7 protein-coding genes are annotated in these 12,732 nt (G+C 58.8%); 1 reads left to right on the top strand and 6 read right to left on the bottom strand.

The window, feature by feature from the left end; genetic code table 11:
• Positions 1 to 120: 120 nt before the first annotated feature.
• The 4 genes from ACMYSK_RS00240 to ACMYSK_RS00225 all read right to left on the bottom strand — a co-directional run bounded on the left by ACMYSK_RS00240 (position 121) and on the right by ACMYSK_RS00225 (position 9,485).
• Entirely contained in the window at positions 121 to 1,287 is a 1,167-nt protein-coding gene (locus tag ACMYSK_RS00240; protein ID WP_434639306.1) for a bifunctional tRNA (adenosine(37)-C2)-methyltransferase TrmG/ribosomal RNA large subunit methyltransferase RlmN, read from the bottom strand.
• Between the two features lie 334 nt (positions 1,288 to 1,621).
• Complete coding sequence (gene ndk / locus ACMYSK_RS00235; protein ID WP_041146713.1) at positions 1,622 to 2,053, bottom strand: nucleoside-diphosphate kinase; 432 nt, start codon at positions 2,051 to 2,053, stop codon at positions 1,622 to 1,624.
• A gap of 160 nt (positions 2,054 to 2,213) precedes the next feature.
• Positions 2,214 to 4,538 (bottom strand): peptidoglycan glycosyltransferase PbpC, encoded by a 2,325-nt coding sequence (gene pbpC / locus ACMYSK_RS00230; protein ID WP_434639305.1) that lies wholly within the window; start codon positions 4,536 to 4,538, stop codon positions 2,214 to 2,216.
• Positions 4,539 to 9,485 carry an alpha-2-macroglobulin family protein gene (locus ACMYSK_RS00225; protein ID WP_434639304.1) on the bottom strand — a complete coding sequence of 1,649 codons (4,947 nt, stop codon included), beginning with the start codon at positions 9,483 to 9,485 and terminating at the stop codon, positions 4,539 to 4,541. It lies immediately after the preceding gene.
• 209 nt (positions 9,486 to 9,694) lie between these two features.
• Between ACMYSK_RS00225 and sseA the strand changes: the two genes are divergently transcribed.
• Complete coding sequence (gene sseA, locus ACMYSK_RS00220; protein ID WP_434639303.1) at positions 9,695 to 10,543, top strand: 3-mercaptopyruvate sulfurtransferase; 849 nt, start codon at positions 9,695 to 9,697, stop codon at positions 10,541 to 10,543.
• Positions 10,544 to 10,575: 32 nt separating this feature from the next.
• On the opposite strand, the gene sseB is transcribed toward sseA, so the two are convergent.
• Both sseB and pepB read right to left on the bottom strand, forming a co-directional pair.
• On the bottom strand, positions 10,576 to 11,352 hold the full coding sequence (gene sseB / locus ACMYSK_RS00215) for an enhanced serine sensitivity protein SseB (protein ID WP_434639302.1): 777 nt from the start codon (positions 11,350 to 11,352) through the stop codon (positions 10,576 to 10,578).
• Between the two features lie 93 nt (positions 11,353 to 11,445).
• Positions 11,446 to 12,732 (bottom strand): aminopeptidase PepB, encoded by a 1,287-nt coding sequence (gene pepB / locus ACMYSK_RS00210; RefSeq protein WP_434639301.1) that lies wholly within the window; start codon positions 12,730 to 12,732, stop codon positions 11,446 to 11,448.

Genomic DNA, 12,732 nt, shown 5'->3' with positions numbered 1-12,732 from the left:
TACATACTGCCTCAAAGTCGACAAAAACGCACCGTAATTATTGCCCGAATCCGCGTATTTCGCCTGGCGATTAGGCATAAATACGCAGCACACGCTTCATGCCGCGCGCTGCGTCATTTATCAGACCGCCTTCACATCAATGGCTTCGCCCTGCATACGTTTACGCAGCGTACGTTTGGTACGGTCGATAACGTCGCCGGCTAGCTGTCCGCAGGCGGCGTCAATATCATCGCCGCGCGTTTTACGCACAATTGTCGTGAAGCCATAATCCATCAGCACCTTGGAGAAACGGTCGATACGGCTGTTCGAGCTACGGCCATACGGTGCCCCCGGGAACGGGTTCCATGGGATCAGGTTGATCTTGCACGGCGTATCTTTCAACAGCGCCGCCAGCTCATGGGCGTGGTCGGTGCCATCGTTGACGTGATCCAACATAACGTACTCGATGGTAACGCGGCCCTGGTTAGCGTTGGACTTCGAAATATAGCCGCGAACCGAATTCAGGAAGGTCTCAATGTTATATTTCTTGTTGATCGGCACGATCTCATCACGAATCGTATCGTTCGGCGCATGCAGGGAAATGGCCAGCGCCACGTCGATCATATCGCCGAGCTTATCCAGCGCCGGTACCACGCCGGAAGTAGACAGCGTCACGCGACGTTTAGAGAGACCAAAGCCGAAGTCATCCAGCATGATTTCCATCGCAGGGACGACGTTGGTCAGGTTCAGCAGCGGCTCGCCCATCCCCATCATTACCACGTTGGTAATTGGACGTTGGCCGGTAATTTTCGCCGCGCCGACGATTTTCGCCGCACGCCATACCTGCCCGATGATTTCAGAAACCCGCAGGTTACGGTTAAAGCCCTGTTGGGCCGTCGAGCAGAATTTACACTCTAATGCACAACCTACCTGCGATGAAACGCACAGAGTCGCGCGATCGTCTTCCGGAATATAAACCGTTTCTACGCGCTGATCGCCCACGGCAATCGCCCATTTGATAGTCCCGTCGCTGGAGCGCTGCTCCTCAACGACTTCCGGTGCGCGAATTTCCGCGACTTCCTTCAGTTTGTTGCGCAGCACCTTGTTGATATCGGTCATATCATCAAAGTCGTCGCTGCAATAGTGATACATCCATTTCATCACCTGATCGGCGCGGAAGGGCTTCTCGCCCATGTTTTTGAAAAACTCGCGCATCTGCTGACGGTTCAGGTCCAGCAGGTTGATTTTGGCATCTTTGTTCGGCACCGTCAGAACGGCGGTATCAGGTGTGACAATATGTTCAGACATAATCTTTTCCGGCCTCGTTGTTACACGTTATGGCCCCAGGTGGGTTAAAAAAAAGAAACGCCCCTATAAACGAGTGCTCGTCCAGGGGCGCTGCATTGTACAAATTCTGCTGCATCAATACCACGTTTGCACGTGGCAATGATGAAAAAATCTGTTGCTGCGTACTTAATCCTCTATGGCTTTTCGATTGTCGTAAAGCCGAGGCGACGAATCTCCAAAGTATTTCGCGTCACAGCGAGGCGGCAAATTCGCAAATCTCCGACAGCAGAGATAACTCGGTGACCGGGGTGCGCGAATAAAGCCAACAAAGCGGTGGCGTGAAAGACGCGGGAGATTAGCGAGTGCGCGGGCAAACCTCGCCTTCAGCGAAGAAGAACGCGATTTCGCGAGCGGCAGATTCAACGGAGTCGGAACCGTGGGTGCCGTTCTCGGTGAAGCTGTCCGCGTAATCTGCACGCAGAGTACCTGCCAGCGCGTTGTCCGGGTTGGTTGCACCCAGCAGGTCACGGTGACGCTGCACGGCATTTTCGCTTTCCAGAACGGAGACAACGATCGGGCCGGAAGTCATGAACTCAACCAGACCGTCAAAGAATGGGCGACCTTCGTGCTCAGCGTAGAAACCGCGAGCCTGTTCAACGGTCAGGTGCAGCATTTTGGTGCCGACGATTTTGAACCCTGCAGCTTCAAAGCGAGAAAAGATGCCGCCAATAACGTTTTTTGCCACCGCGTTTGGTTTGATGATGGAAAAAGTACGTTCAATAGCCATGATTACCTCTAATAAAATGTTCTGTTGTTGCGCATACGATCGTATGGCCTGGCGCGCATTATAATGAGCAACGCCGGCGCTGCCTATGGATGAAGGTAACATTTTGTTAAAATAAGACGAGTTTTAGCAACACATAAAACAGGGGATTGAGCGTCCCCCGCTATTGCAGCGTAAAATTCGCCGCCGCCACCTGACCGCTCTCGTCCATGACCACCAGTTGATAGCGGTCAAGCCGCTCCAGGGACAGCGTTGCGCTGGCGCCAGCCGCGGCCTGCGGTTCGCCATTGAGAAACCACCAGCGCCGCCCTTCGCCGCCGGTCGTCTGCAACGACAACATCACCCGCGTCTCTCCCGGTAAACGCTTAATTACCGCACCATCACGTACCCCTGAGAGCACCATCGGAGCCACATCCGTGGTCTGGGGCGGTGGGCAATCGGGAGAAACGCCTCCCAGACGGGCAGCGCGCCGCTCAGCAGGAGGCAGCCATGGCTCCAGCGGAAGCGGCCAGACATCAATGCTCTTGCGTATGGCGTCGGGACAATCTGCTGCGACCCGCCGCCCTTGCCCATCTAACCAGACCGGGAAGCGAATACCGCGCCCTTGTTCCTGGCCCGGCAGCAACAGCGTCGGTGGCTGGCTGCTATCCAGCAGCCACGTGGCCAGCCGACGACGACAGTTAGTATCGCCTGCCGGCAGGTTCTGCCCGCCGGGCCAGCAAATCGTTGCCGCGCTAACCGTCTGCGGACGCGGGTCGGTGGGCAACCCGCCGCGCCCCGTCATCGGCCGCGCCAGCAGCATATTATTCACCTGGTTCAGTAATGGCACCGCGCTGGCAAAACCGAACTGCCCCACTACCGGAGTGCCGTCCGGTCGTCCGGTCCAGATACCGATCAGATAGCGCGCATTTACCCCAATCGCCCAGGCGTCGCGATAGCCGTAGCTGGTGCCGGTTTTCCACGCCAGCGGAACCACCTGAACCAGCGAGTCATCAGGAACCGGCTGCGCTTCTCCGGCCAGAGTACGCCGCACTATCCACGCGGCACCCGGTGACAGCAGCGGTCTTTCCACCAGCGGTGCGTCGGGCGTCATCCGCAGCCGCGCGGCGTTGCCATGACGGGCGAATGCGCTATAACCGGCAACGATATCCTCCAGTTTTGCCCCCGCGCCGCCGAGGATCAGCGACAGATTTGGCTCCGCGCCAGCCGGCAGCTTCAGCGGTAAACCGGCATTGCGTAAGGTCGCGGCAAAACGCTTTGGTCCGTAGGCTTCAAGAACCTGAACCGCAGGGAGGTTCAGGGAACGCACCAGCGCTTCGCTGGCGCTGACCGGGCCATGAAAACCGCTATCAAAGTTACCGGGGCGGTAATCGCTGAAGCGGCGCGGAACATCCTGTAATAAAGAAGCGGGATGAATGAGCCCGTCATCCAGTGCCATAGCGTAAACAAACGGTTTCAAGACCGAGCCCGGCGAACGGATCGCCGAGACCATATCGATATGTCCAAAGCGGCTATCGTCGGTAATATCTGCTGAACCGACCCAGCCGCGTACCTTCATATTGGTATGGTCAACCACCACGATCGCCAGTGAACTGCGCGGCGGCAGGCGCGATTTCCAGTTGAGGGCCAGATCTTCCAGCTGACGCTGGAGCCCGGCATCCAGCGTCGTCACCACTTTCTCGTTACGGCTACTCGCCAGCACACGGCGGGAAAAAAGCGGCGCCAGCTGCGGCATCTGCCGTGGAAACAACCATACCGGTTCTTCAATCGCTTCCTGCACGGCCTTGTCAGGCCAGACCCCCTGGGTACGCATTCGCGCCAGCACCTTATCCCGCGCGGCCTGGGCGCGCTGCGGCCAGCGGTCCGGCCGTAAACGACTCGGCGCCTGCGGCAGCACGGCCAACAGCGCGGCTTCACCGTAGCTGAGCTGCGCGGGGGGTTTGCCGAGATAGGCCCAGCTGGCGGCGCCTATTCCCTGAAGCGTTCCGCCAAAGGGCGCGCGGTTAAGATACAGCGTCAGGATCTCGCTTTTTGATAAATGCCATTCCAGCTGCAGCGCACGCCAAAGCTGGCGTAGCTTGCCGCCGAAGGTTCGGGGATGGGGATCGAGCAGCCTTGCGACCTGCATGGTCAACGTGCTGCCGCCGGAAACAACCCGCCCGGAGGTCAGGTCCTGCCAGGCGGCACGAATTACCGCCAATGGGTTAACGCCCGGATGCCGCCAGAACCAGCGGTCTTCATACTGGATCAGGGCCTGTAGATAACGCGGCGACACGTCATTGAGAGTGACCGGATAGCGCCAGACGCCCTGATTATCAGCAAAACGCCACAGCGGCGTGCCGTCTTCAGCCACCACCACCCGGGCCGGCGTAACCTCATGCAGCGGTAGCGGCCACAGGCGATCGGCTACCAGCGTCGCCAGCCAAAGCATAAACAGGCACGCCGTCAGCCAGCGCCAGCGGCGTTTTATATTAACCTGCAGCCGCATTTACGGCGTAACGGTCAGCGGGCCGCTGGCGGAGCCGGTCGCCCGCCACTGCGGAATATACATCGATTCCACCTGCGGCTGCGGGACCTGATAAGTTCCCGGCGTGACCGCCCGCGCCAGATAAACCAGCGTCACCGGCTGCCCTTCATTAATCGCCACGGCTGCGACGAAACGATCGTCGCGGAACTCGATATGCTGAATATCCGCCTGCTGCATCTGGTTAAGCAGGTTCTGCACCGCGTCGCCATTCTCCTGCAGACTGGCACTACTGTTTGCCAGATTCTGATTTTCCAGCTCCAGTCCAGCCGGCAGCAGGTCTACCACCAGCGCGTCCGGAACGTTGCGATTGGCGGTTACCTCCAGCTTCACCAGTACCAGCTCGCCGCTACGCAGCGAGGTTAGCGATTTCTGCTGGCCGTGGGTGTCAAAGATTTGCCGCTCAATGCCCAGTACGTTCCCCGCAGGTTGCGGCGCGGTGAGCGGATATCCGCTGCTATCAAGACGCAGCCAAAGCGGTTGTTCGCCGGTGTTGCTGACCTGCAGGGCCGCCAGCTGTTCTGCGCTCAAATTACGGGTCTGTGCTTTATCCGCAGACAGCGGCTGTGCCTGTAGCGACGTTTGTGCCCGCCAGTTGCCGGGTAAGTCCTGTAATGTCCGGCCGGCCAGAAACAGCGCATTCGTCTCCTGAGTGGAGAGCCAGCGCTGGCCATAGGCCTCTTGCGCGAGGGTGCTGAGTAACACGTTCTGCGCATCCGGCAGCAGTTTGTTCTCTTCCAGCAGAGCCAGCTTCAGCGCATCGTCACGTAGCGCACTACCGTAATCGCCCAGCCAGCGGTTCGTGTCCTGGCGCGGCGTACTCATCGCCAGCTTCAGGGCCTGCTCACCGCGTGGCGCATCGCCCATTGCGTTGAGGGCAATGCCCAGCTGCAACAGCGGCAGACCTGAGCGCGCCTGGTCATGGCGGCTCCAGATTTCGCGCAGGGCACCGAGCGGTGCTTTTTGCTGGCGCGCCAGCACCAGGCCGGCATAGGCCTGAGCGGCGAAGCGGCTGGCCGCCGCGTCATCGCTATAGCGCACGGTCATCAGGCCGGGCTCCTGCAGATAGCGCAGAAGACGCTGGTTACCGTTATTCATCGCCTGCGCCGGCACGCTATAACCTTGCTCACCCGCCCGCACGAGGAAATCCATGGCATAGGCGGTGAGCCAGTACTCTTCCGGCCCTTCTTTGTCCCACAAGGCAAATCCGCCGTCATCACGCTGCATGTGCAACAGCCGGGAAATACCGATATCCACCGCCGCACGGCGTTTTTCATCGCTGTCCCCGGGAATGCCCAGCGCTTTGAGCTGTGCCGCATTGGTGTAAAGCGCCGGGAACAGTCCGCTGGCGGTCTGCTCCAGGCAGCCGTAAGGATAGGCTTTCAGATCGCGGATGTAGCGGGCCAGATTCAGCGGCGGCTTACCGCTGAATATCAGCTGCCCCTGGAGGGTCGCCGGCGAGAAGCCCTGCGTTTGCCCGGCGGGCACCTGCCAGTGCTCACCCGGTTGCAGCACTACGCCGGTATTGACAGTTTGCGCCGGGAAGGCCGGGCGCACGCCAATTTTCCACTGTTTTTGCATCGGGGTTATCGTCTCACCCGGCAGATTCAGACCGGTGATCGTGGCGTTGACCTGGCCATCGCCGAAACCATCGCGGGCGCTCACCGGAACAAACAGCGTACTGCGGGCGCCGGGGGCCAGCTGTACCGGCGGAATGGCCGCGCCATCAAGATGCAGCAAACCGCTGGCGGTCAGCGCGACATTCAGGGTTTGCGGTCTGTCGGTGAGGTTACGGAGATCTAACGCCAGGCGGGTCGCATCACCGCTGGCAAGGAAGCGCGGCGTGTTCAGCTCGGCAATCACCGGCGCCGCCACCACCACTTTCTCATCGCTGCTGCCAAAATCATCGGCGGTCCACGCCTGAGCCATTACCCGTAGTTCGCCGTTGAAATCACCTATCGGCAGCGTAACCGACCCTTCGCCGCGATCGTCCAGGACAACCGGCTGTGCCTGTTGGGCAATAATCGTCACGTGGTTAACCGGGGGTTTACCGCCGCGTTTGAGTTCATCGCCATCCCCACCAAAGCGCAGGCTGGCGAGGCGGCCCTGCCCTTCAATGACCTGACCGTAGATATCATAAATATCCGCGCCGTAGCGCTTCTGACCAAAGAAGGCATTCCACGGGTCCGGGGTGGCGTAATCAGTAATATTCAGCACGCCGCTATCAACGGCGGAGAGCAGCACATTAACCTGTTTTGGCACTTCCCCCTGTGCCACGCTGGCTTTGACCTTCACCGTCAGCGGCTGATTCGGGCGCATCTTTTCCGGTGCATCCAGCGCCAGCGTCAGGCGGCGGTTTTCATCCCCCAGCGGGAGGTGTAGCAGGCCAACCGCTCGTTTCGGCGTCGCGGCGCGGGATTTATCCCCGGGGCGAATCACCAGCGTACTGAGGTAGAGATCGTGACGGTTCCAGCTTTTATCGACCGGAATCGACAGAGCCATCCCGCTTGCCGGGACGTCAATTTCCTGCCACCACAGCGGCCCTTCGCTGGATTCAACCATCGCATAGCCTTTACCCGCCGCTGGTGCGGCGATGTGCAGTTTGATGGTATCACCGGGTTTGTAGGCGGCTTTGTCCAGCTTCATCATGACCCGATCCGGGCGCGCGGCGCCGGTGCCATCGCTGTTATCCTGCCAGCTGTAGCCCGCCCAGAAGCGCACGCTGCTGACGACATCATCAGGCCCCTTCACTTCCAGCCGATAGGAACCCCACTCCACCGGGAAACTCACCTTCGCCGTTTGCCCGGCCTGGAGATCCAGTGATTCTTCGCCTTCCTGCAGATCTTTTTGATCGAACTGCGACTGCCAGCCTTCGCTATCAGACCAATTCCAGTAGTAATCGCGGCGCTCGCGGATCAGACGGACCTGCAGGCCAGAGACGGCTTTTTTCTCGCCTTTGGCATCGGCATAGACAATCTCAAAGGCAGCGGTGCTGTTTTCATCGACGACCGGCTGTTTCACAGTACTGTCGGTGCGATAGTCGTACACATCTTTGAGGGCAAATTCCGGGCGGATCCCCGGCAGCGTATCGGCAGGCCAGATCGGTTGTTGTACGGTACGGGTAACCGGGCGACCGCCGGACTCCAGCAGACTTGCCTGTAATACCACCTGCAGCGGCGAATGGCTATCCTGCCACTGGCTGGCAGTGGTCACATCGGCGTGGCCTTTTTCATCCAGCGTCATCTGGACTTCATCCAGGCTACGGGAGAGATTGTCTTCCGCAATATCACCAAACTGGAAGCCCGGTAGCGCCGTGACCGCATCACGCAGAGGACGCAGGAACAGTTTCCCCTGGAGCTGATTACCGCTGGCCGGGGCGCCATACAGATAGGCACCGGTAACGGCAAAGTGCACTTCAGCCTCCGGGGAAAGCGGTGCGTTTTGCGGGGTCAGATTCAGCGCCATGCGTTCAGGCATAAAATCCTCGACGTGGAAATCCCACTCGCGCGGCTGGTTGTCACCGGTGCTGGCGCGAATATGCCACATTCCGGTCGCCGCCCCGCTATCAAGCGGCCAGGTAAACTGATACAGGCCATTGACCGGTTTGCTCACCTGGGAGCGGACAACCTGGCCGTCCGGCTGAACCACGTCGAACTTCACCGGCTGCTCGGCCAGCGGCTTACCATCTCCGTCGCGGAGCAGTGCATTGAGGATGACCGTTTCTCCCGGGCGATAAAGATCGCGCGGGCCAAACATAAAGAACTGCTTGCTGAACCCCGGGGCGCCGGCAATCGAGAACTCGGCCAGATCGAGCGCAGGAAGTTTGAGATCCAGCAGCGTGGTTTGCCCGTCTTTGCGCGCCAGCAGCAGCGCCGCGTCTTTATCGGTTTGCAAGGTAACGTGGCCCTGACCATCACTTTTCGCCTGGGCCAGGGTTTGCCCTTTCGCGTTCAGCAGCTGTACGTCAATACCGGATTGGGCCGCACCGTCTTCAAGGCTCTGGGTAAAGACGTCCAGCCGGTTATGGTAGCGGTGCGCCGACACGCCGATATCGCTCAACGTAAATAGCGTAGCGGCGTTGCTGTAGCTGTAGCGCCCCGCCGGATTCATCACCGCGACGTATACGCCAGGCTGCTGCAACGGCTTAATATCGGCCAATGGCAAGAGCAGTTTTTCACGCGTATTGCGCGCCGGGTTGAGGTCAAAACGCCCGCTGTAAACCAGCTCGGCCATTTTCAACAGCTCATCGGACTCCCAGTTACTTAATGAATTGCGGTATTCCCACTGGCTGACGAAAGCGGACAGCGACTCCGGCTTGATGCGGAAAAAGTTGACGTCGACGTTATCAACGTTCAGCGCCATCACCGGCAGCCCGGCAACGACTTTGCCCGGCAGCAACGAACCGCGGCTGGCAAAGCCGACGCTCGGGGCAATATCACGGGTGGTGATGGTTTTTTCAAACGAGGTATCAAAGGTCGCGGCGTTCAGGGCACTCAGCGTCGGGTCAACGGAGACGATAAGTTCACGTTTCGGCTCAAGATGGCGTAGCCGCAGCGATTTCAGGTCAGGCGACAGTTCCCAGGCGCCGTCAACCTTGCCGCTTTTTTTGTCGACAAGATGCACGCTGCGTGAGAAATCCTGATCGGGATTAAGCGGCACAGAGAAGGTCAGCACCATCGCGGCCGCCCCGTCCAGCTGGATTTCAGAGGCGTCGAGTAGCGTCAGTGCTTTGCCTTTGCTCTTTTCTGCCAGCGTCGCCAGCTGCGTGCTATCCGGTTTTGCCGCTCCTGTGTCCGCAGCAGAAGAACCGGCTGGCGTTACGGCCTGCGGTTTACCGCTGTCATCACAGGCGGTCAGTGAGAGTGCCGTCAACAGTGCCAGCGACAGCGCCGCTAAACGAAATGGTTTCATCCTTTAACCCCTCGGCCCAAAAGCCTGATACGTATCGTGAACACAGTATTATGCGCCAACGACGGAATTACCAACAGCCACCCCGCCAGAATCTGGCTGGCGGTATTTGATCGTCCGTAGCCGCGTCGCAACTTCGCCGTCCTTAACTTGTCAGGCACCGGGAAAACGTCGACAATTCATTGATTGATGAATAATAAAACGGAGGCTCCATGTCTACCTCGTTTTTTGTCGCCGCTGACTGGTTAGCGGAACATATTGATGACCCGGAAATTCAGATTATCGATGCACGCATGGCCCCGGCAGGCCAGGAAGCCCTGCGTGATATGTCTGCGGAATATCGTGCCGGCCATATACCCAACGCCGTATTTTTCGATATTGAAGCCCTGTCCGATCGCACCAGCCCTTTACCTCATATGATGCCGCGGGCAGAAGCCTTCGCCGTCGCGATGCGCGAGCTGGGAGTCAGCAGCGATAAACATCTGGTGGTTTACGACGAAGGTAATCTCTTCTCAGCCCCGCGCGCCTGGTGGATGCTGCGCACGTTTGGCGTCGAAAACGTCTCTATTCTCGCCGGCGGTCTGGCTGGCTGGCAGCGCGATGAACTGCCGCTGGAACAGGGCGTGCCTGAACTTGCGGAAGGGGAATTTGACGGACGCTTCGATCCCGAAGTGATCAAACGTCTGACCGACGTGCTGCTGGTCAGTCATGAAGGATCGGCGCAGATCGTCGATGCTCGTCCGGCCGGGCGCTTTAATGGCCTGGTGGATGAACCTCGCCCGGGGCTGCGTCGCGGCCATATTCCCGGCGCGCTGAACGTGCCGTGGACCGATCTGGTGATCAACGGTGAACTCAAAACCGTTGATGAGCTGAATGATATTTTCATTCGTCAGGGCGTGGATTTCGAGCGACCGATTATCGCCAGCTGTGGCTCCGGCGTGACGGCGGCGGTGGTGGTTCTGGCGCTGACGACTTTGGGCGTCAACGGCGTTTGTCTGTATGACGGCTCATGGAGCGAATGGGGGGCACGCAGCGATCTACCGATCGAACCGGTGCAATAAAAATAACGGCGGGGGCGGATGCCCCCGTTACTTTAGATAATGCGGTTCTGTTTGAAGTCGCGCAGGAAGCTGCCCCAGCGCTTTTCATAAAACGGCGTAATATGGGCCATCATAAAGTGGCTGATCCCCTTTTCACCTTCGACGACCTGACAGATATCAATCGGCTCATCGCCGGGTAAGGTGTCGGTCGCCACGCTGCCGGTCGCCTGAATCACCTCGTCAATATCGCCTTCCACTTCAAGACCAATCAGCAAATTTGCCGGAGCATCGGCGCTATCTTTGATAGAGCACAGATAGGCGCGTTTGACGGTCTTCAAGGTTTTAAACAGCGTGGTTAAGGAGTCAATCATCTGTGCAGGTGGCTCTGCGACCTCAGACAACAGCAAGGACTCGCCGCCTTCCAGCACGGTTTGACTACTAAGTGGGCTGCCCTCTTCCCCCAGCAGATGCTGGATCTCATTAGGCATAAACTCTTTACCGGTTGGTAGTTTCGCATTGAGGAACAGCGTTTCGCCGAGCGTCATCGCAAACAGAGTCCGTGCCGGCATCACCACAAACGATTGTTCATCTTCAACCGCCTGCTGAAGGGCTTCCAGCGAGGTGAAAAACGGAATGACCGATGCGCCATCGTCTTTTTCCCAGTGCTGCAGGTCTACGGCACTCTCTTCGACAATGTGCTCACCTTCCGCTGCCGCACCCGGAACCCACACAGTGGATTCCAACAGCGTACGGAAAAATGCGGGACGGTGGCCCGGCTCGGTCGCCGCCTTTTCCAGCAGGGTTTCTAATTCATTTTTAGTTTCGGACATATTTTCGTTACTTTAAATTGCCCGGCGGCGCTGCGCTTGCTCGGGCCAACAAATTTCTCAGGCCGGATAAGCACAGCGCCACCGGCAAGAGCGTTACTCTGCGGTTAACAGATGAGCAATCGTACGCACGCCGAGGCCGGTGGCACCGGCAGACCATTGCTCAACCGCCGATTTACGATAAGTTGCCGAGCAGTCAATGTGCAGCCAGCCCTGATGATAATTCTCAACGAAATGAGACAGGAAACCCGCCGCCGTGCTGGCGCCAGCCGGATAGGCCGCGCTGCCGGTATTGTTCAGTTCGGCAAAGTTAGACGGCAGCTGGCCACGGTGGAATTCGGCCAGCGGCAGACGCCAGAAGGCCTCATTTTCCGCCTGAGCGCTTGCCAGCAGACGGTTAGCCAGCGGATCATCAAAGCTGAACAGCGCGTGGTAGTCGTTACCTAACGCGGTTTTTGCCGCACCGGTCAGCGTTGCGGCGTCGATAATCAGCTCCGGTTTCTGCGCCGAGGCATCAATCAGGCCATCAGCCAGCACCAGGCGGCCTTCGGCGTCGGTGTTCATGATTTCCACGGTTTTACCGTTGCGGTAACGAATGATATCGCCCAGTTTAAAAGCGTTACCGCTGATCAGGTTGTCAGCACAGCACAGGTACAGCTTCACGCGTTTGTTCAGGCCGCGGGTAATCGCGAATGCCAGCGCACCGGTGACCGTTGCCGCACCGCCCATATCGGACTTCATCGAGTCCATAAATGCACTTTGCTTGATGCTGTAGCCGCCGGAATCGAAGGTAATGCCTTTTCCGACCAGGCATGCATACACCGGGGCTTCTTTGTTGCCGGTTGGGTTGTAGTCCAGCGCCAGCAGCACCGGCGGACGTTCAGAACCACGGCCAACGGTATGCAGGCCAAGGTAGCCTTGCTCACGCAGGTCTTCACCTTTCGTGATACGGTAGGTGACGTTGTCGCAGGCCACACCGCACAGCAGATCGACCGCGCGCTGAGCCAGCTGTTCCGGGCCCAGCTCTTCCGCCGGGGCGTTAATGGTGTCACGCACCCAGTCAATAATCGCCAGGCGGTTTTCCAGCTCGCGCTTCTGCGCGTCGTCCAGCGCCGGCCATTCGACCTGGCGGCTGCCTTTCGGCCCTTTATAGCCGGCCCAGAATGCCCACGCCCGCTCGATATCCCAGCCTTCGCCGCTCAGCGCAACGTGCTTGATCCCCATCCCGTCGACTTTACGCGCCGCGCGCTGAATCAAAGCCAGGTCGTCTTTACCGTTCAGATGCAGGGTGATGCCGTCATTATTAATGCTGTAAGCCGCTTTTTCTCCCCAGCGCGCGTCAGCAGGTTGGGTCGTCAGCGTAATCTTCATGGCTTCGGTCAT

The sequence above is a fragment of the Klebsiella sp. I138 genome (assembly GCF_051131765.1).
GTDB lineage: Bacteria > Pseudomonadota > Gammaproteobacteria > Enterobacterales > Enterobacteriaceae > Klebsiella.
The sequence above is the reverse complement of the archived record's forward strand: the minus strand, read 5'-3'. Positions and strand labels throughout refer to the sequence as shown.